Annotated in this window: 24 protein-coding genes; 17 read left to right on the top strand and 7 right to left on the bottom strand. The window is 44.8% G+C overall.

Features of this window, described 5'->3' with window-relative positions:
* Window positions 1-246 precede the first annotated feature (246 nt).
* From NTX75_13705 to NTX75_13660, 10 genes are all read left to right on the top strand, one after another.
* Complete coding sequence (locus tag NTX75_13705; protein ID MCX5817271.1) at window positions 247-993, top strand: CerR family C-terminal domain-containing protein; 747 nt, start codon at window positions 247-249, stop codon at window positions 991-993.
* The gene (locus NTX75_13700; GenBank protein ID MCX5817270.1) at window positions 990-2,345 is read left to right on the top strand and encodes a TolC family protein; all 1,356 of its coding nucleotides are present in this window, start codon (window positions 990-992) and stop codon (window positions 2,343-2,345) included. The genes NTX75_13705 and NTX75_13700 overlap by 4 nt, the downstream gene beginning before the upstream one ends.
* Window positions 2,346-2,520: 175 nt before the next feature.
* Window positions 2,521-3,510, top strand: a complete 990-nt coding sequence (locus NTX75_13695) for an efflux RND transporter periplasmic adaptor subunit (GenBank protein ID MCX5817269.1) — start codon at window positions 2,521-2,523, stop codon at window positions 3,508-3,510.
* A 91-nt stretch (window positions 3,511-3,601) separates the two neighbouring features.
* Entirely contained in the window at window positions 3,602-3,958 is a 357-nt protein-coding gene (locus NTX75_13690; GenBank protein MCX5817268.1) for a DUF559 domain-containing protein, read from the top strand.
* Between the two features lie 83 nt (window positions 3,959-4,041).
* Window positions 4,042-4,992 carry an ABC transporter ATP-binding protein gene (locus NTX75_13685; GenBank protein ID MCX5817267.1) on the top strand — a complete coding sequence of 317 codons (951 nt, stop codon included), beginning with the start codon at window positions 4,042-4,044 and terminating at the stop codon, window positions 4,990-4,992.
* A 23-nt stretch (window positions 4,993-5,015) separates the two neighbouring features.
* Window positions 5,016-5,942: an ABC transporter ATP-binding protein gene (locus NTX75_13680; GenBank protein ID MCX5817266.1), complete on the top strand. Its 927-nt coding sequence runs from the start codon at window positions 5,016-5,018 to the stop codon at window positions 5,940-5,942.
* Between the two features lie 37 nt (window positions 5,943-5,979).
* On the top strand, window positions 5,980-7,089 hold the full coding sequence (locus NTX75_13675) for an ABC transporter permease (GenBank protein ID MCX5817265.1): 1,110 nt from the start codon (window positions 5,980-5,982) through the stop codon (window positions 7,087-7,089).
* A gap of 2 nt (window positions 7,090-7,091) precedes the next feature.
* Complete coding sequence (locus tag NTX75_13670) at window positions 7,092-8,204, top strand: ABC transporter permease (protein ID MCX5817264.1); 1,113 nt, start codon at window positions 7,092-7,094, stop codon at window positions 8,202-8,204.
* Window positions 8,205-8,645: 441 nt separating this feature from the next.
* Window positions 8,646-10,049 (top strand): ATP-binding protein, encoded by a 1,404-nt coding sequence (locus tag NTX75_13665; GenBank protein ID MCX5817263.1) that lies wholly within the window; start codon window positions 8,646-8,648, stop codon window positions 10,047-10,049.
* 237 nt (window positions 10,050-10,286) lie between these two features.
* A complete protein-coding gene (locus NTX75_13660) occupies window positions 10,287-11,210 on the top strand; it encodes an alpha/beta fold hydrolase (GenBank protein MCX5817262.1) in 924 nt (307 codons plus the stop codon).
* A gap of 42 nt (window positions 11,211-11,252) precedes the next feature.
* Here NTX75_13660 and NTX75_13655 read toward each other — a convergent pair whose 3' ends face one another.
* On the bottom strand, window positions 11,253-11,543 hold the full coding sequence (locus tag NTX75_13655) for a hypothetical protein (GenBank protein ID MCX5817261.1): 291 nt from the start codon (window positions 11,541-11,543) through the stop codon (window positions 11,253-11,255).
* Window positions 11,544-11,788: 245 nt separating this feature from the next.
* On the opposite strand from NTX75_13655, the gene NTX75_13650 reads away from it, so the two are divergent.
* The 4 genes from NTX75_13650 to NTX75_13635 all read left to right on the top strand — a co-directional run bounded on the left by NTX75_13650 (window position 11,789) and on the right by NTX75_13635 (window position 14,421).
* Entirely contained in the window at window positions 11,789-12,247 is a 459-nt protein-coding gene (locus NTX75_13650; GenBank protein ID MCX5817260.1) for a universal stress protein, read from the top strand.
* Window positions 12,248-12,292: 45 nt separating this feature from the next.
* Window positions 12,293-12,736, top strand: a complete 444-nt coding sequence (locus NTX75_13645; GenBank protein MCX5817259.1) for a universal stress protein — start codon at window positions 12,293-12,295, stop codon at window positions 12,734-12,736.
* A 336-nt stretch (window positions 12,737-13,072) separates the two neighbouring features.
* Window positions 13,073-14,194: a 4Fe-4S binding protein gene (locus NTX75_13640; GenBank protein ID MCX5817258.1), complete on the top strand. Its 1,122-nt coding sequence runs from the start codon at window positions 13,073-13,075 to the stop codon at window positions 14,192-14,194.
* A 26-nt stretch (window positions 14,195-14,220) separates the two neighbouring features.
* Window positions 14,221-14,421, top strand: coding sequence for a DUF465 domain-containing protein (locus NTX75_13635; protein ID MCX5817257.1), 201 nt, complete (start codon window positions 14,221-14,223; stop codon window positions 14,419-14,421).
* 10 nt (window positions 14,422-14,431) lie between these two features.
* On the opposite strand, the gene dusB is transcribed toward NTX75_13635, so the two are convergent.
* Window positions 14,432-15,406: a tRNA dihydrouridine synthase DusB gene (gene dusB, locus NTX75_13630; GenBank protein MCX5817256.1), complete on the bottom strand. Its 975-nt coding sequence runs from the start codon at window positions 15,404-15,406 to the stop codon at window positions 14,432-14,434.
* A 216-nt stretch (window positions 15,407-15,622) separates the two neighbouring features.
* Window positions 15,623-15,958 (bottom strand): YajD family HNH nuclease, encoded by a 336-nt coding sequence (locus NTX75_13625; protein ID MCX5817255.1) that lies wholly within the window; start codon window positions 15,956-15,958, stop codon window positions 15,623-15,625.
* A gap of 408 nt (window positions 15,959-16,366) precedes the next feature.
* Here NTX75_13625 and NTX75_13620 point away from each other — a divergent pair, with 408 nt between their 5' ends.
* A complete protein-coding gene (locus NTX75_13620) occupies window positions 16,367-17,107 on the top strand; it encodes a lysophospholipid acyltransferase family protein (GenBank protein MCX5817254.1) in 741 nt (246 codons plus the stop codon).
* 27 nt (window positions 17,108-17,134) lie between these two features.
* Here the strand turns inward: NTX75_13620 and NTX75_13615 are convergent, their stop codons facing one another.
* Complete coding sequence (locus tag NTX75_13615) at window positions 17,135-17,857, bottom strand: flavodoxin family protein (protein MCX5817253.1); 723 nt, start codon at window positions 17,855-17,857, stop codon at window positions 17,135-17,137.
* Window positions 17,858-18,177: 320 nt separating this feature from the next.
* Here NTX75_13615 and NTX75_13610 point away from each other — a divergent pair, with 320 nt between their 5' ends.
* Complete coding sequence (locus NTX75_13610) at window positions 18,178-19,467, top strand: transglycosylase SLT domain-containing protein (protein ID MCX5817252.1); 1,290 nt, start codon at window positions 18,178-18,180, stop codon at window positions 19,465-19,467.
* A 36-nt stretch (window positions 19,468-19,503) separates the two neighbouring features.
* Here the strand turns inward: NTX75_13610 and NTX75_13605 are convergent, their stop codons facing one another.
* Window positions 19,504-19,917: a hypothetical protein gene (locus tag NTX75_13605; protein MCX5817251.1), complete on the bottom strand. Its 414-nt coding sequence runs from the start codon at window positions 19,915-19,917 to the stop codon at window positions 19,504-19,506.
* A 103-nt stretch (window positions 19,918-20,020) separates the two neighbouring features.
* Window positions 20,021-20,494 carry a hypothetical protein gene (locus tag NTX75_13600; protein ID MCX5817250.1) on the bottom strand — a complete coding sequence of 158 codons (474 nt, stop codon included), beginning with the start codon at window positions 20,492-20,494 and terminating at the stop codon, window positions 20,021-20,023.
* Window positions 20,495-20,667: 173 nt separating this feature from the next.
* Between NTX75_13600 and dinB the strand changes: the two genes are divergently transcribed.
* Window positions 20,668-21,888 (top strand): DNA polymerase IV, encoded by a 1,221-nt coding sequence (gene dinB / locus NTX75_13595; protein MCX5817249.1) that lies wholly within the window; start codon window positions 20,668-20,670, stop codon window positions 21,886-21,888.
* 244 nt (window positions 21,889-22,132) lie between these two features.
* On the opposite strand, the gene NTX75_13590 is transcribed toward dinB, so the two are convergent.
* On the bottom strand, window positions 22,133-24,138 hold a 2,006-nt coding region (locus NTX75_13590; protein MCX5817248.1), incomplete at its 5' end, for a PAS domain S-box protein.

Here is a 24,138-nt window from a genome sequence, read left to right as displayed (position 1 = left end):
AATAGGCGAATTTTCATGTCCAAAGCCCAGTGGCAAGTTTGAAAATTCAGCAGAAGCGAACTCGCTGCAGGGTAAAGCGCGCGCAGCCTGAGCAGGGAGTGAAACAGTGTTCCGGCGTGAAACGGTTTTAACTTTTTACGAATGCATTAAAAATCTCTTGACAAATTAAAACAAATGTATAAAACGTATGATTAAAACAAATGTATAAAACGTATGATTAAAACAAATGTTATATAAGGATGTTCAATGAACAGGCAAAATGAAATAACCGTCAATACCCGTACCAAAATATTGGAGAAGGCAGGAGAGGTCTTTACGGAATGCGGCTTTCAGAATGCTACAATCCGCGAGATATGCAGACGGGCGAATGTAAACATCGCTGCCATCAATTATCATTTCCGCGACAAAGATAATCTTTATCTGGCCACCTTGCGGTACTGGAGGTCTGTGGCCTTTGAAAAATATCCACCTGACCTCGGCATTAAAGAAGCTGACACTCCGGAGGAACGGCTCAGGGCCTTTGTCCACTCCTTTGTATTCCGCATACTTGAAGAAGGGCCAACTTCCTGGTTTGGAAAACTTGTTGCAAGGGAATATGTCCAGCCTACAAAGGCATTGGACGTGCTGGTTGAAGAAACGATCCGGCCGGGGTTCACCCTCCTCGCTTCAATCGTGAGAGGGCTTCTTGAAAAACAGGCAAATAAGAGTAATCCCCCCCAATCCCCCTCTGTGTCAAAGAGAGGTGAGGGGGGATTTGAACCCTTTAACGGGGGGGCAGCGGAATTCCCAAGCGATGAAACGGTGCAGTTTTGCTGCGCAAGCATCGTCAGCCAGTTTCTCTATTTTCTCTACGCAAGACCCATCATCAAAAGACTTTTTAATAAGGATTTTTTTGAGACTGAAGAGATTAAAAAGATAGCAGACCACATAACCCTTTTTTCTTTGCATGCCATCAAAGCCATTGCAGAGAATGGAAAAGGAGAGCAACCATGAAATCAACATCAATGAGAAACCATACCTTGATGCTCATAATAATTCTTATTCTTGGCTTTATTGCTATCCCATGCCTTTCTCAAGCAAAAGACCCAGACAAACCGGACGCATACACCCTCTCATCCATTATCGATTATGCCCTCAAAAACAATCCCCATTTACGAATCTCGAATAAAGACATCATTACCGAAATGTATGGGATAAAAACAGCAAAGGCGGAGAGGATGCCAAGGATTGATTTCGGCAGCGGCGCTACACGGTACCGATATCCCATGCCCCTCACCCCGATTGTAATTACAGGTCCCATAGGGCCGGGTTTTGACTTTCCCGATTTTGAAAGAAATGTATATGATATTGGAGGTTATTTCAGACTTCCCCTTTTTAAAGGCGGCCGTCTTGTTCGTGGCGTTCAGGTAGCTGAAATGAAAAAATCCGTTGCGCAGGATAACTATATGGCAACAAAGCAGGAACTTGTGTATAACCTCACCAGTGTTTTTTATAAAATCTCACAACTCGAAAAACTCTTTCAGGCGAACAATGCAACGGTAAAGCAGCTTGAAGCACATAAACGGAATGTTGAAATGTATCTCAAAACAGGAACTGTGCCTCAGCTTGATCTTTTGAAGACTGACGTTGAGTTATCTCATGCACGGGAGAGGAAGTTGCTTGTTAAAAATAATCTTGAAAGCACCTATGAACTTCTTAAAACCCTTATGGGCATTGATAATATGGAGACCCCCATCTCGATTGTGCATGGAGCAGGATCAAAAGAGACGTATGCTGTGCTTGATGAAAGCATAAACAAGGCATTTTCTCAGAGGCCTGAATATATGGCTGTTTCAAAAAAGAAAAAAATATACGAGGAACGGGTAAAAATTGCACAGGGCAAGCGATTTCCCGATATATATGCAGCAGGGGAATATGGCGGCAAAGCAGGCGACAATATAGCATTTAAAGAAAACTGGAATTTTGGGCTGAAGTTGATAATGCCTATTTTTGACGGAGGGATTATCCAGTCGGAGATAGACAAGGAGATAAATGAACTGGAAAAGATAAAGGAAGAGGAACGGTTTTTAAAACTTGCCATAACCCGTGAAGTTAGGGATGCACGCCTCGGTATCATGAATGCAAAAGAAAGGATTGAAGTTACTGAAACGGCTATTGCGAGCGCCAAAGAATCGCTCCGGGTAGAACTTCTTAAGTATGACACCGGAGCAGGCACAAACACCGATGTAATCGACGCTCAGACAGCCTTTCTGAGGACAGAAACAGATTTCTACCAGGCGCTGTATGATAGAGAGGTGGCATTGGCATCCATGAGAAAGGCGATGGGAGAAGAAGGTGAAAGGTGAAAAGAGGCAGGCCGAAGGCATGGAAGGCTGAAGACTGAAGGTGAAAAGTGGAAGGTGGAAGGTAGAGGACAGAAAAAAGAGGACAGATTTAAGTCTGACTTCTGGCAGCCTGAAAGGCGGTCTGACATCTGTTAGCTGATATGAGCCTGCGTGATTTGAAGGAAGGGAGCAAAATATGAAAAAGAAAAAGATTGTTGTCGCTGTAATCGTCATTGCCATTATTGCCGGTATCCTGACAATAAACCATTTTCGTAACAAAAAAGACGATAATGCCATGGTGCTCTCCGGCAATGTAGAGGTGACTGAAGCGAACATCGGCTTTAAAATACCGGGGAGGGTCGTGGAACGTCCCGTTGATGAGGGATACAAGGTTAAAACGGGCGACTTACTGGCGAGGCTTGACAGCGCAGAACCGGCAAGTGTGGTGAAGCAGAACGAGGCAGCCTTGCAGGAGGCTGAAACAAGGCTTGCAGAATTAAAGGCAGGCTCACGGAGGCAGGAGATTGAGCAGGCAAAGGCGCTTGTGAGCGCCCAGGAAGCTGAATTGATAAGAATCAGGAAAGATTACGAAAGAGCAGAGATTTTATATCAAAACGGCGCTATATCTGCTACCCAGTACGATGGGGCAAAGAGCGCATACGATAACCGTAAGGCATTGCTTAAGAATGCTTTGGAAACGTTGAGTCTTGCAAAAGAAGGACCAAGGCAGGAAGATATTAAAATGGCCGGGCATCGCGTAGAACAATTGAAGGCCGCCCTCGCTACAGCTCGTGAAAGACTAAATGACACAGTAATATATGCCCCCTTTGCGGGAGTGATACTGAGAAAAAATGTGGAGCTTGGTGAAACCGTTGCACAGGGAACCCCTATATTTACGCTGGGTGACCTCGATAACCCCTGGATTAAGGTATACGTGAAGGAAGATAAACTCGGTCTTGTAAAAATCGGCCAGAAGACAACAATAACGACCGATTCATATAAAGGCAAAACATACGAAGGTACGGTTTCATACATTTCGTCAGAGGCGGAATTTACACCTAAAACCGTGCAGACACAGGAAGAGCGGGTGAAACTCGTGTTTGGCGTGAAAGTGAGTGTGAAGAACAACAATTGGGACCTGAAGCCCGGCATGCCGGCGGACGTGCGGATAGCGATAAGACCGTGACGCGTAACGCGTAAATGGCAACCAGTAAATGATTTCGACTGGTTTTTCACAAAACCCCCTTTATGAAAGGGGGTATGGGGGATTGAAAGAGTTGAATTTACGCTATAATAGACAGCTAAAAAGTTATTCCCGTGAGTTAAGGGAAAACATGACCGATGCAGAAAGGACTCTTTGGTCAAAATTGAGGAGAAAGCAGCTTAAGGGGTTACAATTCTACAGACAAAAAATTATTGGTGAGTATATTGTTGATTTTTATTGTCCTAAGGCAAGGCTTGTTGTCGAACTTGACGGAAGTCAACATTATAGTGATTATGGCAAGAGAAAAGATGGCATTCGAGATAAATCCATAGGGAGTCTATGTTTAAAAGTTCTGAGATTTTCTGACAGAGAAGTGTTTGAGAATATTGAAGGAGTATTACAAAAGATATGGGAGAATCTATCGTTCTGACATTAAGTAGCATGTTGCTCTATTTTGGAAGTGAGTTGCAATCCCCCCCAACCCCCCTTTTGTAAAGGGGGGAGTGAGAGAGAATGATCGAACGTGTAACGCATCACGAAAACGATTTCCCTGCAATCAGAATATTAAAGCTCACCAAATCCTTCGGTGACAACGTTGCCGTCGATAATCTCAATCTCGAAATTCAGCGGGGAGAACTCTTTGGCCTCGTAGGGCCTGATGGTGCAGGGAAAACAACAATAATGCGCCTCCTGGCGGCGATTATGCTCCCCACCTCAGGAGAGGCCTGGGTTGCGGGATATTCGATATTGCATGAAGGGGAGAAGATTAAAGAGAAGATCGGCTACATGTCTCAGCGATTCGGACTTTACGAAGACCTCACGGTCATGGAGAATATTCTCTTTTATGCCGACCTCTATGAAGTTCCCAAAAAGGAAAGGCCCCTGAGGATTGAAAGGCTCCTTGGCTTCAGTAACCTCACACCCTTTAAAGAACGACTTGCAGGAAAGCTGTCAGGTGGTATGAAGCAGAAACTCGGCCTGGCCTGTGCACTCATCCATACGCCCGAAGTCTTGTTTCTTGATGAACCTACGAATGGCGTTGATCCTGTATCCCGCAGAGATTTTTGGAGAATTCTTTACGATTTACTGAAAGAAAAAGTGACAATCTTTGTTTCGACTGCGTACCTCGACGAAGCAGAGCGTTGTACAAGGATCGGGCTGATTCATAAGGGAAGGCTTATAATGACGGACAATCCGGCAAACGTTAAGAAATCGATGCCACTCGCCATGGTGGAAGTGTGGTCTCCAGAGGCAAGGAAGGCAGCAGAGGCAATAAAGAATATGAACGGTGTAAAAGACGTTAGTATTTATGGAAACAGGTTTCACGTAACCCTTACAGAAATGGGCTTGATGAATGCGATTATTGCACAACTGAAAGACACGGGGGTGAAGATAACTGATTACCGGTCGGTTTTGCCTTCCCTTGAAGATGTTTTTATTAATATGGTTCGGAGTTTGGAGTGACAAGCTTGGAGTTAAAAAAACTGGTGTCAAGCGCTGGCACTGCGGTATCCGTCACGAACCTTACACGTACCTTCGGAGATTTTGTTGCGGTGGATAATATCAGCCTTAGCGTAAAAAAGGGCGAGATATTCGGTTTTCTTGGTCCTAATGGCGCCGGGAAATCAACAACGATAAAGATGCTCTGCGGCCTCTTGATGCCAAGCGGCGGTACAGGGTTTGTCGGCGGCTACAACATCGTAAAGCAGTCAGAGGAAATAAAAAGGACAATCGGCTACATGTCTCAAAAATTTTCCCTTTATGATGATCTTACGGTTGAGGAAAATATCGACTTTTTCAGCGGCATCTACGGAGTGCCTGATAGAAAAAAGGCAGGGCGCAAAGAATGGGTTTTGGAGATGGCAGAACTGGGAGACAGAAAAACAAATCTTACCAGAACCCTGCCCGGTGGTATCAAACAAAGGCTCGCCCTCGGATGTGCAATACTCCACGAACCTCCTATAATTTTCCTCGACGAACCGACATCCGGTGTTGACCCTATCTCAAGAAGAAATTTCTGGAACCTGATCTATGAGATGTCAAAATCAGGCACAACCACCTTTGTCACGACTCATTATATGGATGAAGCAGAATACTGCGACAGGCTTGCCCTCATATACCGGGGGCGTATTATCGCGCATGGAACCCCCGGTGAATTAAAAGAGGACTACATGAAGCGCGATGTCCTCGAAATTGAAGTAAACAAGGTTATTGAAGCCATGGATATACTGCGTATGCACGATATAGAGACAGCAATTTTCGGAAGCTCCCTCCACGCAACGCTTGAAGATGGAGACAAGGCAATACCTGTTATCAAACGTGTCCTCGAGGAAGCCCGTGTCGAGGTAGGCAAAATTGAAAAGATTGTCCCCTCTTTGGAAGATGTATTTGTAACCTTAATCGAGACATCATGAGGAACATAAAGAATAACCTGGTATTGGGGAGCTTTGAATGAAGTTAATGAGAATCAAAGCGATTGTTAAAAAAGAGGCTATCCAGATTCTCCGGGACCCCTTGAGTCTTGCCATGGCGTTCCTTATGCCGGTTATGCTCCTTTTTATTTTTGGATATGCCATCACAATGGATGTGGATAATCTGTCAACTGTTGTCTATGACCGCGATAAAAGCAGCATGAGTCGTGAGTTTATAGCAGAATTCAGGGAATCACGTTACTTTACCATTGTCGGTTATGCAGATAAACAAGCCGATATTGACAGATATATCGACTCAGGGACGGCAAGGGTGGCCATATCCATACCGGAAGACTTCTCAAAAAATATGAAGACAGGCAAAAATGCCGAAATTCAGGTCGCCGTTGACGGAAGCGACTCGAATACGGCCACAATAGCCCTGGGATACATATCCGCAATATCTGAATTATACTCACAGAGGATTAATAAAACCCCTGTAGCCCCCATCTTAACACCCCGTGTACGCGTCTGGTATAACCCCGAACTCAAATCGAGAAACTTCATCGTTCCCGGCCTTATAGCGGTAATTATGGCGATTATTGCCGCCCTTCTTACTTCACTCACCATTGCGAGGGAATGGGAAAGAGGCACAATGGAACAATTGATATCCACACCGGTAAAGCCGCCCGAATTAATTATCGGAAAACTTTTTACCTATTTCATTATCGGCCTCATCGATGTGCTCATATCAACCCTTATCGGTATTTATTTATTTGACGTTCCCCTCAAGGGCAGCCCTCTCCTGCTTATGATGCTTTCCAGCTTATTTCTCTTTGGCGGCCTGAGCCTTGGAATATTAATATCGGTAGTGGCAAAGTCACAGCTCATAGCAAGTCAGGTTTCCATTATTGTTTCATATCTGCCCGCATTGTTACTCTCCGGTTTTATGTTTTCCATATCAAACATGCCAGCGCCGCTTCAGATTGTCACATACATCATACCGGCAAGGTATTTTGTAACCATGCTGAAGGCTATTTACCTGAAGGGCAGCGCTTTGAATCTGCTTGTTTTTGAGACCGTACTCCTCTCAATCTTTGGTTTTCTCGTCTTTATGATAGCAAACAGAAAGTTCAAAAAGAGGATTGAATAGAGATGCTTGAGCGCATAAAACGCATGGTTATAAAAGAATTCCATCAGATTTTCAGGGACAAGAGGATGAGACCCATCATCTTTATAACGCCCATAATCCAACTCATCGTTTTTGGTTATGCTGTTACCACAGATGTAAATAATGTCCGTATGGCCGTATATGATCTTGATAAATCGTACGAGAGCCGGGAACTTATCAGAAGATTTGAAGCATCAGGATATTTTCAGATTCTCCGATACATTAACGCGCCGGAAGAAGTCCGGTTATTACTCGATAAAGGGAAGGTTCTTGCCGTACTCCAGGTAAATCATGGCTTTTCAGCAGATATAAAAAAAGGCAAACAGACCGAAGTGCAGGTGTTATTCGACGGGACAGATTCAAATACCGCACTTGTTGCAATGAGTTATGCCAATACAATCATTACGCGGTATGCGAGAAGTCTTGGCTCTCCAAAGGTTAATGCAGCGGCAATAAAACTCGATGTACGGGCAAGGGCCTGGTACAACCCTGATTTGAGGAGCAGGAACTACAACGTGCCCGGCGTTATCGCCATCATGATTATGCTTATATGCCTCCTTCTTACATCCATGGCCATTGTACGCGAGCGCGAAATCGGCACAATGGAGCAGCTCATGGTAACCCCTCTGAGACCGTTGGAATTGATACTCGGCAAAACGATACCTTTCGCAATAATAGGATTTTTCGATATGTTTCTCGTTACCATTGTGGGGGTATCCTGGTTTTCTATTACCATTCAGGGTTCGCTCATGTTGCTTGTGCTTTGTACCGGCATTTATCTTTTGTCGGTACTGGGCATAGGGCTTTTCATCTCTACTGTATCAAGGACACAGCAACAGGCCCTGATGGGGACTTTCCTCTTTTTTGCACCTGCCGTGCTCCTCTCCGGCCTCATGTTCCCCATAGAAAATATGCCCTTTGCAGTCCAATACGGAACATACCTTAACCCCCTCAGATATTTTCTCATTATCATAAGGGGCATATTCCTGAAGGGGAACGGTATAGGCATCCTCTGGCCGCAGATGCTTGCGCTATTCATCCTTGGCACAACTGTAATGACAATAAGCGCCTTAAGGTTCAAAAAACGGCTGGGGTAAAACACACACGCATACCACTTTACTGTATAGACTATATATGGGGAATTGTATGGCCGGAACGCTGTTATTGCTCAACATGTTCTCAATTAAACCTTACCCTCCCTGCTCATATTTCAATATTATTGGTTGTTATATATGTTTGGGCAACAGGCCCATAATCTCTACTCCATAATCCAATATTCTCAAGAGCTTGGCCCCCAATTCCTCTCGATTAGGTACCCGGTAATCAGTCCGTATCAGTGGCTCAGAATCTACAGCCCAAGACCTATTACAGCCAGCAAAAGGTGTCGCGTAATTTTCAAAAAGAGTGTTATGATAAAGACATCGAGGCAAAGAATCACGCGATGGACGCCAGAAAAAACATAGACTCAATAAGAACCCATTGCAAAATAAGATTACTTTAGAGTAATATACTCGTAAGTAATCTTATGGGGGTGCCCTATGGAATTCATTGACAGACAAAGGGAACTTGCATTTCTGAATGATGCCAACAAGAACAAGGAATCACAGCTTGTTGTCATCTACGGGAAGAGGCGGGTCGGTAAAACAGAGTTGGTAAAGCAGTTCTTCAAGGGTATTCCTCACATTTATTTTCTGGCTGACAAAACATCGGAAAAAGACCAACTAAGGGCGTTTTCCGAGAAAGTAGGACTCCAGTTCAAGGATGAGTTTCTCCTCTCCAGAGGTTTTGGCAACTGGTATGAGCTTTTCCGGTATCTAAAAGGAAAAGACAGGGTTGTAGTTGCCATCGATGAATTTCCATTTCTAATTGAGTCAAACTCTGCAATCCCTTCCATCTTTCAAAAGGGATGGGATGAAGACCTGAAAGATTCCGGAGCCTTTCTCATCCTCCTCGGTTCCAGCATCGGGATGATGGAAACGGAGGTGCTCGGCTACAAGTCGCCCCTCTTTGGAAGGAGGACCGGGCAATTGCTCGTTGAGCCACTCAATTTCAGGGATGCGAAGCAGTTCAGTCCGGATTGGTCCAATGAGGATTTCATGTATGCATACGCAACGCTGGGAGGGACCCCCGCCTATCTTCTACAGTTTGACTACACAAAGGACTATTGGACAAACGTAAGAAAGGCGATTCTTACAAGGGAGGCATATCTTTCAGTAGAACCGGAATTTATCCTTCGACAGGAACTACGGGAGCCGAGAAACTATTTTGCCATTCTGCGCGCCCTCTCTATGGGGAAAACAAGGCCCGGCGAGATCATCAACGAGACCGGTTTTGATAAGAACATTATTGGAAAATATCTTTCTGTCCTCAGCGATCTGAGAATAATCACAAGGGAGGTACCGCTTACCGAAAAATCCCCTGAGAAGAGTAAAAAGGGGATTTATACGATTAACGACAATTTTTTCCGCTTCTGGTTCAATTTTGTTTTTCCCAACAGAAGTTTTATAGAAGAAGATGAACTTGACTATATTCTTGAGAAGAAGATAAAGCCGACAATAGATATATTTATCTCCCGGGTGTTTGAAGAAGTCTGCCGCTCCTTTGTAAAAAGAAGTCTGCTGAAGGGGTTACAATTTAACAAGGTGGGGCATTGGTGGTCAAAAGACGCCGAGATTGATATAGTGGCAGCCAATGAGGATGATAATGTCATTCTTTTTGGAGAGGTCAAGTGGAGCAGCAAAAAAGTCGGCATTGATATCCTGGTGGATCTCAAAAGGAAAGCCGCGCTGGTTGACTGGGGGACAGGTGACAGAAAAGAGCGTAAGGAATATTATGCACTTTTTAACCGCAAGGGTTTTACACCGGATTTGGAAAAGATTGCAGAAAAAGAAGGGGTGTATCTGGTGGCCGTAAACGACATGAATATGCCGGAGACGAGTTGATATAAGATTAAAGAATAAACACACAATATTCCCGAAGGGAATGATGTGTCTAACCTGAATCGCCGAAGCATCACGATTCTGGTTAGCAGCTCTTTATGGTTCTCATCCGTATGTATCCGATGTTATCCCTGTTAAAATAAGATTTTATTATTTCTTGACAACTGTCAGAAATTGCAGGAAGATGAAAGGCAAAAAGTGGCGGGATCAGTATAAACCATAGCCTCAGAGGGACGAACGATGAAAAAAAAGGTGGAATTTTTTAGCGCTGACTGGTTAAGCGTGGTAGGTGAACTATATCTGCCTTCAGGTTTAGACGAAAACGATAACGATAAATACCCTGCAATTGTGTTGTGTCAGGGGCTCTCAGGTGTAAAAGAAGATATATTGCCTGAAGTAGCTGAGGCCTTCAGAGAGGCGGGTTATATAGTGCTTGCCTTTGATTACAGAGGCTCAGGCGAAAGCGACGATACACGGGGAAAACCTTATCTCTTTCCCCTTGAAAGGGCTGAAGATGTTTTCTTTGCCATTTCATACGTAAAGTCATTGCCTTATGTAAATGAGAATAAAATAGGTCTCTATGCTATCAGTTACGGAGGCTCTGTTGCACTTTATGCGGCTGCTCTGGATAAAAACGTTAAATGCGTAGTCGTTGTTTCCAGCCCCGGAGGCGGAGAGGCATTTATGTCATCGCTCAGGAAACAAAAAACGTGGATCTCATTTCAGAAAGAGATTGAAGATGATCGTCTGAGGCGGCTTAAAACCGGCAAATCCCGCTTGGTGCCCCTTGACAAAATCATCCCTTTTCCTGTCTCCTTTTGGGAAAAACATAATCAACCTGACAATGAAAAAGAAAGCGAATCGATTTCTGAAAACGATGACTCTCAAAACAAACCAATGCTTTCACTGGAAAGCGCTGAGGCCATGATACGATTTCGACCCGACTGCTTTGTTCATCTGGTGGCTCCCACACCACTTCTTTTCATCCATGGCGAGGCCGATGATGTTGCCCATGTCGAACTCACACGAGAAATGTATCAGAAGGCCGGCAAGCCAAAAAAGTTCGTCGTCCTTCCCGGCATGAATCATATTGACCTCGATACAGGAAAGGGGTTGAAAAAACAGATTCAATTATCGCTTAAATGGTTTAACGAATATCTCTAATCCGGATCCCGGTTAATCGCAGGATCCCCCATCCCGTCTCTGTCAAGCGCCGCTCACGTCGCGGGATATTTTTCTCCTATCCATAATCTCTGCCAGAACCGGCAAAAGCAAAAGGCCGCAGGGGAGAAGAAAGCAAAACAGCGCCGGCACGTAAGTAGCTAAATGTCTCAGGGATTGTTTCAGTTCATGTTTTTCCGCATCGGTCCACTTGACGCCCGTATTGTGATGCTTCATAAGAAGTTTCATAAAACCATTGATGTGTTTTGCTTCATTTATTAACAGGTCACGGTTTTTGATAAGATGGGTGCGAATTAAAGGGGCTACGATAAACATAGGGATGTAAGAACATTACCATAGAAAGTCTCAAGCTATCAAAGAATAAATGTTACCATTCAGCTCCCCCCGGCTGCAGACCAATTTTCATGCAACAGGGATAAGGGCAGATGCAGAATAAACAGGAACAGCAGACAGGATTTTCTCTTTGAAGTTGACAACTGCTTAATACGTGCTATTAATAAGAAAAGGAAAAGATTTGGTCGTCTAAACGCAGAACTGTTTTATCAAAGGAGGTGATTGACATGTTAAAACCAACAAAAATACTTGTCCCTACAGATTTCTCAGAGTATTCAGACAAAGCATTAAAACAGGCACTAGATATTGCATCTGAGTATAAAGCAAAGATTTATGTGCTCAACGTCGTCCATGAAAGGATACATAGCGCTTTATCGGACGATTATTCTGACATTTCCATAACCGAAAAAGAGATACAAAAGCTCCAGAAAAAAATAACGGAAAAGGCCAAGGAAAGACTCTATAAACAGGTCGACAAATTCCCGGAGAGTAAAAATGTCCAGTTAATCCAAATGGTGATCAATGGTGTTCCCTATGAGGAAATACTTCGGGAGCAGGAAAAGTTAGGGATTGATTTAATTGTGATAGCATCGCTCGGGAGAACCGGGATCGCAAGGTTCCTGATCGGTGGTGTGGCCCGTAATGTCCTCAAGGGTGCGAAATGCCCTGTGCTCTTAACGAAATAACAGTGATTTATTCTTTCAATCATAGGAGAAAGGGAGGTGAATGACATGTTAAAACCAACAAAAATACTTGTCCCTACAGATTTCTCAGAGTATTCAGACAAAGCATTAAAACAGGCACTAGATATTGCGAAACACTATAATGCAAAAGTTTATCTTTTAAATGTTATTTTTCCGATACAACAATGTGTAGTTGATTATTGCCTGCCCGAGAAAACTTTGAAGGATATTGAAAATAGTACCGAACAAAGCGCTGCGGACAGTCTCCAAAAACAACTTGATAAATTTCCGCTTGCCCGTGAAGTAGAAGTAATTACTGATATAAAATTGGGGTTCTCGTATGAGGAGATATTGAAGGAGGCTGAAAGCGTCGGGATTGACTTGATTGTAATAGCATCTCTTGGTCAATCCGGCATGGCAAAATACTTTATTGGCAGCGTTGCAAGGAATGTTCTCAAATCGGCAAAATGTCCTGTGCTGCTGACTAAATAGCACCAGAAGGCCGGAAAGCTTAAATTTCCACTTTCTCGTGACCGGGAACGGGTAATCAGTTACGCTTTAAAAAATATTATGTAGAACTCGCCTATCTTTACACCCCTATCATGATGGTAAATGAACCGTTCAAGCAGTTCAAGTGGTTCGGGCTGTTTGAGAGGAGACAGATTATAGATAATATATGCAAGAATATAATTTAGCGAGTTTCACGAGCGAGAGGGGGAGGCACCACGGGCTTATGCTCGTGGAGGGGGCGACCGGATACCCGCTTGCGGGTGTCCCGGTAAATGAGTGATTTTAACAATACTTTGTGCTATAAGGGGAGAGAACAATATGGGACATGCAATAAATGCTAAAGATGGGATATACCTGGCACTGGCTGAACGCCTGAACAGGAACCCCGTAGGTGCGCCGGTAAATGAAACCCTTATGGGAATACTTCACAGTCTTTACACGGAAACCGAAGCGCTTGTGGGCAGTAAATTTCCCCTGATCCCCATGACGCTGGACAGAATCGCCTCTATTACCGGTATACAGGGAGAGGAGCTGTCGGTAATTCTGGAAGGGATGGCCAGCAAGGGACTGCTTGTAGACATTCCCCGAAGGGACACCTGCTATTACATACTGGCCCCGATGATAGTCGGATTTTTCGAATATACCTTTATGCGTACACGGGATGAAGCCAACCTGAAAGAACTTGCAGAGCTCTTTGAAAAATACTTTCACAGTCCCGAGGTTCTAAAAGAATTCTCCGGAACAGCAGATACGAAGCTTATGAGAACACTGGTTTATGAAAACCTCATGCCGGTAGCTGTAGATACGGAAGTGTTAAGTTATGAGAGGGCATCACAGATCATACAAGAATCAGGCGGCGGTGCAATTTCCCTATGCGCATGCCGTCATAAAGCAGCTCACCTCGGTAAAGCCTGCGGTGCACCGCTTGAGGTGTGCACTTCTCTTGGCGCAGCCAGTGAATGGATAATCCGCCGGAAACTTGGTAAACAGGCCACTGTAAAAGATTTATTGGATGTTCTTGATAAAACACAGGAGTTTGGTCTGGTTCACACCTGCGACAACGTATTGAATCAGCCGGCGTTCCTCTGTCATTGCTGCGGCTGCTGCTGCTCTCTCCTCCGTCCTGTCGTTGCAACGGGCAATAACAGGTTGGGTAACGTCCACCCGAGCAACTTTGTGCCGGTCATGGATTTGGACCAGTGCACAAGCTGTGGTATCTGTGCCGACAGATGCCCCGTCCATACCATCACTCTGTGCAACCAGGGGGATAGTAAAGATGTGCCGGTGGTCAATGAAACTGCCTGCATCGGTTGCGGTGTGTGCAGCTCTGTCTGCCCTGCCGGTTCGAGAACCATGTTCCGTAAATCTGCCCTATATGTTCCTCCAAAAAACGGGCGGGAATTGTCCGCTCAAATTGCCAGGGAGAAGGGTAAGCGTTAAACAGTAAAAAATAGGAGGTTGTGACAATGGATGAAAACAAAAGCAAAGAGGAAATGTACAACGAAGCACGGATTCTGCACAAATCACTTGATGAGAAATTGCAGATGCTTCAGGCGAAACCTTATCTGATGGAGGATGAGGAACTGGAGGTAAAGCTCCTCAAGAAGAAAAAGCTTTATTTTAAGGATATGATGGAAAGGATTAAAGCAGAACTGCAGGAAAAATAAACAGCGGATTCTAATCTTTTTCAACGTAAGCTCTTAGTGATTCAACGGCCTCAAGGAGTTCATCCGCCCTGTGCAATCTGATGGTCCTGTCACGGAGCAGTTTCATGCCACGGAGCCCCCTCGTGTACCAGATAAAGAATTTGTGAAAGCTTGCCACACCCCTTTTTTCTCCCCAATGTTGAACAGACAGGTTCAGATGGGTCTTCATCACAGCTATACGCTCTTGTATATCCGGCATTTCGCAATACGCGCCATCCTGAAAGAATCGGATTATTTCCCTGAATATCCAGGGATTTCCAAGAGAACCACGGGCAACGGCAACACCATCGCAGCCGGTCTCGTCAAACATCTTTATAATAAACGGCACTGATATGTTATCGCCGCTGGCAATGACAGGTATTTTCAAGGCATCTTTTACCTCTTTTATCACACGGTAATCTACTGTTCCGCTATACCCCTGGGTCTTTGTTCTCCCATGGATAAATAGTGCACTGATGCCGGCATCTTCAGCATAGAGAGCAACTTCCCGTGCGTTCACCGAATCGGCGTCCCATCCTGTCCTGATCTTTACAGTCACAGGGACTTTTGAATGGTCAACCATCACCTTGAGGAGTTCTCTCATTTTGCGTGGTTCTCTGAGGAGCGCTGCCCCTTTTCCTTTCTTTACAACCTTGGCCGCAGGGCATGCAGCGTTAAAATCGAGAAGGTCAAACCCATATCCACCAAGGACATCAAGGGCCTTCAAAATATGTTCTCTGTCGTTACCCAGCAACTGAATGCCCAGAGGCCGGTCATCAGGGGTTGAGGAGAGCATGTGGAGTGTCCTCTTGTCCTTATGGCTCAAAGAGTTTACATCAATCATTTCCGTAAAAGCGAGGGGAGCACCAAAGGCACGGGTAATAAGGCGGAAAGGCAGGTCACTCACCCCTGCCATAGGGGCAAGCATGCAGGGGAATGATAGTGCAAGGTTACCGATCGTAAGCATGTCTTATCTTAACCCAAATCTGTCATTGGGAAGGTGTCGGGGTATCCCGGAGCAAACCGTCGTGAGGCAAGGAAGCTCGGTCTTTTGCTGTCAAGCAAAAGTTCCGAAGCCGAACGCGAGCGAATGGAGCCGCCGGAGCGGAATGAGCGTGTTTGCGAGGGATTATCCGACACCGATAGTGACTCTAATACTAAATCCGGGTTTAACGCTTGCCGGCTATTTTCCTTCACTGAAATAATCACCGAGCAACCCCCTGCTATGCTCATCTTCGTGACAGTATACGCAGAGGTTTTCCCAGTTAGAACCATCCTGCGGATTATTCTTGTGATTCCCATCCTTATGGTGAACAGTCAGAAGATGCCTGTCCTTATGGTCAAATTCCCTTGCACACTTTGCACAGATAAGTCCATGGATCTGCAGTGACTGCTCTCTGTAATCATTTCGCGGAGCATTAACCTCTTTCAGTTCCCTCACAATCTCGTCAACGGACTTTCCGCTCTCTTTCATCCTGGACCCTGCGCTTTTACGCACCGTATACCGTTTGTTTTTCATCTTCGCACCTCTAAAATCGCATATGATTTCATCGAAATCTATATTTTGCCGCCCGCTTGCGCTCGACAAATGCGGACAAGAGCCGATAAATAGTCTTTTTGATAGCCGGCGACCCCGGTGAAATATAAAGCATGTTTCACAGGGCAGGCATATGCCGCCTATCAAATATTCAGCCCTTACGGGCGAATATATTAAATTTTCACTCTGCCCGGAGGGCATGGAGTATATCGGGTGCCAGGTCGGCAGCCGATATAAAATAACGTCCATCCTTTGTCCGCTCTTGTCTGCGGCAAAAAAGTTTTTCATGATACGCTGCATACAGTATAACATAGCATAGATGATTTGCCACACCTGCAACATACTGTTGACATAAAAAATTGCTTAGACTAAAATAAATAAAAAAACCAGATGGAACAAACAAAGCCAGATGTAAAAGGCAGTAAAATGAGAAGGGTTTTTTCGACTCTAATCCTTGTTTCTACTACAATATCGCTTTCCATGGTCGCCATTATTCTATATCCCTTTGATCGCAAAGGCGAGAAGGTGAATAAAATAGGCCGGTTTTGGGCAATCGTCAATATCAAGGCATACGGCATCAAAGTTCATCAGGAGGGGTTCGAGAACATATCTGAACCCCCTTATATATTCATGTGCAACCACCAGAGCACACTTGATATATTTGCACTCCTCTCATCCCTGCGTCTGCCTTTTAAATGGATAGCCAAAAAAGAGCTCTTCTCTGTGCCATTCCTCGGATGGGCGTTAAAGAGCGGGAGAAACATAAGCCTCGACAGGGAAAGCCCGCGAAAAGGCCTGAAGGCGATGAACGAGGCGGCCAGCAAAATAAAAGACGGTATGAATGTCGTCATATTCCCGGAAGGGACATGGAGCACAGACGGCAAACTTCTGCCTTTTAAAAAAGGGGCGTTTTCCCTTGCGCTTCGTACCGGCGTGCCCATAATACCGGTAGGCATCAGTGGAACGGGAAAATTGCAGCCGGGAGACTGTTTTGTTCCGAGAAAAAAAGGGCAGGTACATATAAAAATAGGTGAACCGGTATATACAACAAAAGAAGGGAGTTCCGCAAAAGTCCGGTTGATGCATGAGGTAAGATCCCGCATTGAAAGGCTCATAGATTCTCACGGGTAAGCCCGGGGTACTAATACCACTTTGCCATCATAGACTATACGTGGCTAACTGTTTTCTGCACCATGATTCATATTTGGCAGATATTGCAAGGTATTGGTCGACACTCAGTGGCGGACTGTTCAACTTCTCAATAATATCGGCCATTAACTGTCCATTTCTGGCGATGTTCACTCCCGCTTCCTCAAGCAATTCTAAATGACGGTTCAATGTTTGCGGTTCCACCTGGAGGGCTATCGTACCAGGGATGCAAACTTCAGCGATCGATTCCGACCCGAAATTTGCAACCTGTGCACGAAAGGTTGCAATGAGTGGACTAAAGGTTTCCGTTTCGGCGAAGCCTGCTGTGGAGATAAGCATCATTTTCTTCGGCATCCGCCAGGCGTACGTATGCCTTACCCTTCCGGAACTGTCTCTTGTGAGGAACGGCTCCATACAACACATGCACCGGTCAATGACCATCTTCAATTGGGCGCTCATGCCGTCAAGGTAGACAGGTGTTGCCAATATCAGGACATCGGAGGTTTTCAGTTCTTCGTAAATCAGATTCATGTCATCTTTCAAGGCACATTCACCGGTTTTTCGATGCATACATGAAAGGCATGCCGTACAGGGCGATATTTTCAAATCCTGTATCTGAAATTGCGTTACAAGGGCTCCCCCTTCAGAAAGTCCTTTTGCAATGCTTCTCAACAATCTTCCCGTTACACCTTTTTCCCTTCTGGCACTCCCGTTTAAGATCAGTACACGCATGTCATCCTCCTCTTTTCTTCACCTACAGTTCTATACGCCCACCACACACTTTGTCAATTGTTAAGAATAAAGGTTGTGGCAATTAACTGGATACTTTTCCTATGAAAAAGGTGGAATTACCTCGCTTCGTATGCTATCTTGGGTACCATAGTCATTCGGAGGGATACAATGAAGAAGCATATAAAATGGATAACTCTAATTGGCATCGCGCTGATGATTCTCTGCATGGTAATCTATATTATAACGCTTGATGATTCTCAACCGGTACCAACTCCAAAGGTTACGACAACAGCACCAAAATAAGGGATCTTTCCCTGATAATGAAAAATACCATGAAGCCCCTGAAAAAAAACATCCGCACATCACTCTTCTTTTTTCTTCTCATATTACTCTGTTTTGTCGTTTTTCGTCCCCTCCTCTCTTCTTCCTACATGGCTGAAACCAACGAAGACGAGGTGGAGGAAGTAAACGTAGAGGACTCGATCGAATTTACCTCCTCATCGGAATTGCACGACATGATAAATTTCAATATCTTTGAGGACATAATCAGGGCAAAGGCACTTCTTGAAAAAGAGCAGTGCGGCTTCCAGGTTGTGAAATCGAGAAAGATTGTGAAATCAAAAAAGGTTGTGAAATCGAAAAAGACGGTAAAAGGGAAAAAAGACGGGAGAGGGAAAAAAGCGAACAAACCGAAAACAGTTGAGAAGAACGAATTGGGTGAATTCACCATCCTACTTGCCATTGAGAACGTAAAAACCAGAGACATTCAGGTTGTCAGGGTCCACCCGACTCTCGGCGCGCAGTCAGAAGGCGTTGTGGTTGAGCGTGGTAAGTCAAACGGCGTCAATACAAAATTCACCATCGTATACCCGGAGCAACATGTCGTGCTGGCGATTAAAAGACCGGTACGTCAGGGGACAACATTTAAAGAAGTCGTCTATACCCCCTATTCTGATGGTCTGGATATTCCCGAAGTGAGAAAGGCAGGACTGGAATACCTGAAAAACACCCTCGGCATGGCAAAAAATGACCTTGTTGAGAGAAAGGTCAGACCCTTGTCGTGCAATGAGTTTATCGCAGACGATGTCTCTCTTACACTGGCCATTATCGAACATATCGATCCTCTCAAATTTGAGAGCGGAAAATATACAACGAAAAAACTTATCCATGAAACGCTCGTCATCATGGGGACAAACAAGCAGAGCGCTTATCGCTACTCAGCATCAAAGGCCGGAGCAAGGGGTCTCTTTCAGTTTATCCCCGACACATATAAGAGAATTGTAAAACTATACCCACAGGCTGGATTAAAAAAAGATTTTATCCAGGGTATGGAGGATCATGAAAACGCTGCAAAGGCCTCATTTCTTCTTTTTGATGCTGATATGCGTGTTCTGAACAACGGGAGGAAAGAGCGAATCATGAACGACCCGCAAACACTGGGAAGGTTCCTCGCCTCTGCATACAACTGTGGATCAGGAAAGACAAAGGGAGCCATGGACAGATACGGGGGAAACTGGTCTTCAAGGGTTCCGGCAGAAACACAGATTTACCTTAAAAAATATGATGCAGTCTGGGATTGGCTCCACCGCCAGCCACAGGCAATTCAATAAAAACTTACACGATTCACCGAGAATTACTGCCGTCAATTATAAATCTTGATGCATGTCTGTAATCTGACCTTCTATGAGCATCACCGGTTGGTCGCTACCACTCTCCGGCCTACCGGCTGTTAATGTAATCTCTCTTGTTTCCTTGTTCCGGTCTGCAAGTATCACCCCGCGGATTGACCAGGGAGACAATCCTTCAACCGGTTCATCGCTTTCGATCTTCAGACCGCAATCCCTGCCGATATCCAGCACCTGCCTGCATACCGTGTTGCTGTCATGGTCTGTGTAGAGGATTCCTTTTTGTCCGGCCAGGCCAAGATTTCCTCCGTGTCTGTGAGTTCTGCAGGTAATTATGAACTCATTGCCATTGTCTATGACCCTGTAAGTATTTGTTACGTCTGATTCGTCTCCCTTGTTTATGTGTATTCCTATGTGCTTTATCGTGATTTCCATATAATTGAACCTCTTGCAAAATAATTGAGCCTCTTGCAAAACGTACGAATATACGAGTTTTGCAAGAGGCTCAATAGCTAAATGGCAATAAAATTATCGAATCTTACTTTACAAGGGGGATCATATCGGCAAGCTCGTAATTCACAACAGCCTGGATTTTATTCTCAAGCTGGTAATAGCGGGCAACCTTTATGTCAGACAGGGCCTTCCGGAATGTGGGCAGGTAGGTCTGGCGAAGTTTGAGCTTCTCTGATTCGATAGCCATTTGTTCATCCAATATCTTCTTTGCGATATCATTCGTCATGACCTGGTAATTCTTTGCATAATCCTCCAGCAGTTTCAATCCACGTACAGACAACTTGGCAAGATCATCCTGGTAAGTATCATAGATGGGCCAGAAGGCCTTACCTTCAGTTTCTGTCAGCTCCATGTTTGATGCAATCAACAATTTCTTGTCTATACGGATTTTGTCACGGACAAGTTTCATGGTCTCTGCATCCTGTGAAAACAAAGTACCTGCTGCAAAAACAACAAATACTGCCAGACATACTGCTATTACTACACTCATTCTTTTCATACCTGCTTCCTCCTTTAAATTTTAAAATGGATCACTTATAGTACCACAAACTTTGTCTTAACACTTCAAGAAAATTATTAATTCAGTCTATCTCAGTTGCCACTCATGCTCCATCACTCCAGTAAAAAGCTGTCCAGGTTGTTTCTTCATTCAGAATTTTGGTATAATTACACATGGCAAAGATAATCGTATGTGTCGACATGGACGCTTTCTTTGCTTCCGTAGAACAACGGGACAACCCTGCCCTGAGAGGTAAACCCATAGCCATAACCGGTGCCGGAGAGAGAACGGTCATAACGACCTCTTCATACGAGGCAAGGGCATACGGGATTAAAACGGGCATGACCATCTACAAGGCGAAGAGGCTGTGCCCGCATATCATCTTCGTAACAGGGGACAACAGGAAGTACACTCAGGTCTGTATGAGGCTGGAAGAAATCTGCCTCCGGTTCACGCCGGATATCGAAATCTATTCCATTGATGAGGTCTTCCTCGACATCACCGGTTCACACCACCTTTTGAACGGCCCTGAGAATCTGGCCCGTACCATCAAGGATACGGTAAAGAACGAGCTGGGAATTACCTGCACGGTGGGCATGGGGTCAAATGTTCTTATCGCCAAGCTGGCCAGCGACCTTGCAAAACCCGATGGTTTCAAGTGGATAGGCGAGGATATCGTGCCATCTGTTTTTGAGACGCTTCCGGTGAAAAAGCTATGGGGTATCGGATCTCATACCGAGGAGAAACTACGTGCCATGGACATCACAACGTGCGGTGCGCTGGGGAGAGCGCCTCTTTCTCTTCTGACAAAAAAGTTCGGCATTATCGGAGAACGCCTCAAGGCCATGGGTAACGGAAAGTTGGAGCGGCCATTAGAGATAGCGCCTCCTGAACCGAAATCTATAGGCCACAGTATTACTCTCCCGAAAGACATATGGCAACGGGAGGAAATCACGAACTGCCTTCTCCGGCTGAGCGAAAAGGTCGGACGGAGGGCAAGACACTATGGTCATAAAGGCAGGAAGATTACCCTCACAGTCAGATATGCGGATTTCAAAACCTTTACGAAGCAGATCACCCTGCCTGTCTATACGAACGATACCGGCGAAATCTACCGCTCTGCAGTCGCCATCCTTGATGGAATGCACCTCCGCAAGAGCGTACGGCTTCTCGGCATTTCTCTCTCGTGTCTCGGAAAAGATGGTGACCAGATGCTTCTCTTTCAAGAAACGGATCGGGAGAAGAAGGCCGCCCTTGCAAAGGCCGTTGATACCGTCAACGACAAGTTCGGTGAACATACAATCACATTTGCGTCAATAAAGATCCGGGAAGAAGGCCCCGGGGTTATTTCTCCTGCGTGGCGTCCATCCGGGGTGAGGAATAGCGACGTGTAACCGGAACAGTGAATAGTCGTTAGTGAATAGTGGATAGTCAAAAAAAACCGTCACTCCCACGAAAGTGGGAGTCCAAAACTAATTGAATTTACTGGATGTTGCCTGCCCTGCTAAACTATGCGAAGTCGGTCTTGGCCAGGGCTTTGCAAGTGAAGATACCCGTTTTCACGGGAATGACAAAACGTACGAATATACGAGTTTTGCAAGAGACCCTTATCTTCCATCATTTATCTTCCTGTTTTTACTATTCACTATTCACTGCCTTTTCACTATAATACTTATATCCATTCCTTCCTGTCTGCTTAACGCTATACATCGCAATGTCTGCATTCTTTACAAGGGTGTCTATATCCCCGCCATGGTCAGGGTAGACGGCAATGCCGATACTTGTCGTGATAGATATAATATGATTATTAATGGTAACAGGGGCCTGAAAATCTTCAAGTATCTTTTCTGTAATGGTGTTAACATCGTCTGTCTGCTTAAGGTCTGCAAAAATCAACATAAACTCATCACCGCCCATCCGTGCGACTGTATCACCTTTCCGTATCTGCCTGGTAAGTTTTTCTGCAATACCCTGTAATAATAGATCCCCTACACTATGGCCAAATGTGTCGTTCACATCTTTAAACCTATCCAGGTCAAGCATCATAACTGCAACCTTCTCGTCAAAGCGTTCAGCGTGGACTATTGCCATAATAAGACGGTCATTAAACAATGAACGGTTGGGAAGGCCAGTCAGGGCATCATGGAACGCCATGTGTCTGATTGCCTCTTCTGTCCTCTTTCGCTCCGTGATATCACGGACTATCCCCTGGTATTGAGTAATCTTCCCTTTTTCGTCCCTTTTACATGTGATAGTTAAAAGACAGTCCATGACCGTCTGATCCCTTTTTTTTAGTCTAATTTCAAAATCCCTTATAAAATCAATCTCTTTAATCACCTGTTTTAATCTTTCACGGTCTTCATTTGTCAAATAGGCGATTTTTGCATTGAGTTTCAGGGTTTCATCCTTTGTATATCCAAATAGTTCGACAAACGCCGGATTTACATCTATAAAACTGCCTTTCCCTGTGGCAATATAGATTGCATCCCGTGAGCTTTCAAAAAGGGAACGAAACTTCTCTTCGCTTTCACGCCGCGCCCTTTCGGCTTCCCTTAATTCGGTAACATCAGAAATTACCGTTACTGCACTCCCATCCTCCAGATGAGTTGTTTTAAACTCCATGTCCTTTACCTGTCCATCCTTGCATACAACCTTGAATCCTAAACTCTTTCCTCTTCTTCCTAATAGCGTATCCTTCTTCCATTCATCAATAACAAACTTCCTGTATGCGGAATCAGGATAGGCCTTCTGAAACCACTGTTTTCCATCGGGTACATCTTCAATTGTGTAACCCGTAATATGCGTAAATTCAGGGTTGACATAATCAAATCTTCCATGGCTCCCAACAAGCATGACACCGTCAGGGGAGTTTTCGAGGATAGAGAAGAAGGTTGCCCGTTCTTTCTTCAGTTGTTCCTCTGCCCTCTTTAACTCTGTCAAATCCTCAACAAATATAAGTGCTTTTCGTTTACCTGCCTCCTCGATCGGGATGCCGGTATATTTCCGGGACGTTGTTTTATTGCTGAAATGTGAGGCGTATTCAAAAGGTTCTGTTGAAAAGGGAGTCCCATTTAAGGTGGATTTGATTTTTTCTGCAATCCCCAGGTTCAGATAGGTTGGGAGATTCAGGACATTGATGGTGCTAAATTGTTCTATGTTGATGCCTGATATCCTGCTCATCGGGATGTTAGCATACTCAATAAAGCCCTCCTCGTTGACGACATAAACCCCGAACGGCGCATTTTCAATGATGGAACGGGTTGTCTGGTATGCCTTTTGAATCGCAACTTCAGCCTCTTTTCGGTTTGTTATATCAACTATTGTTCCTTCGTAATGGTCTAACCTCCCCGATTTATCAAGAACAGCCCGGGCGCTTATAGAAATCCAGCATTTATCGCCACCCTTACGATATACCTGTGCCTCAAAACCTCTTACAAAACCATTTTCTTCAAGAAGCTTCCTGTATCTCATCCGTTCTTCAGGAATCACATATTGATGCCTTGCAATATCGGTGAAGGTTTTCATCATCTGGTCAGGTGAATCAAATCTCATCATCCTGGCAAGGGCAGGATTGACACTGATGAAGCATCCATCAGGTGTGGTCTGGAATATGCCTTCCACAGCATTTTCGAAGATACCCCTGT

The sequence above is a fragment of the Pseudomonadota bacterium genome, from assembly GCA_026388315.1.
In the GTDB taxonomy this organism is placed as follows: Bacteria; Desulfobacterota; Syntrophorhabdia; order Syntrophorhabdales; family Syntrophorhabdaceae; genus MWEV01.
Note: the sequence above shows the minus strand (reverse complement) of the source record. Positions and strands in the feature narration are given on the sequence as shown.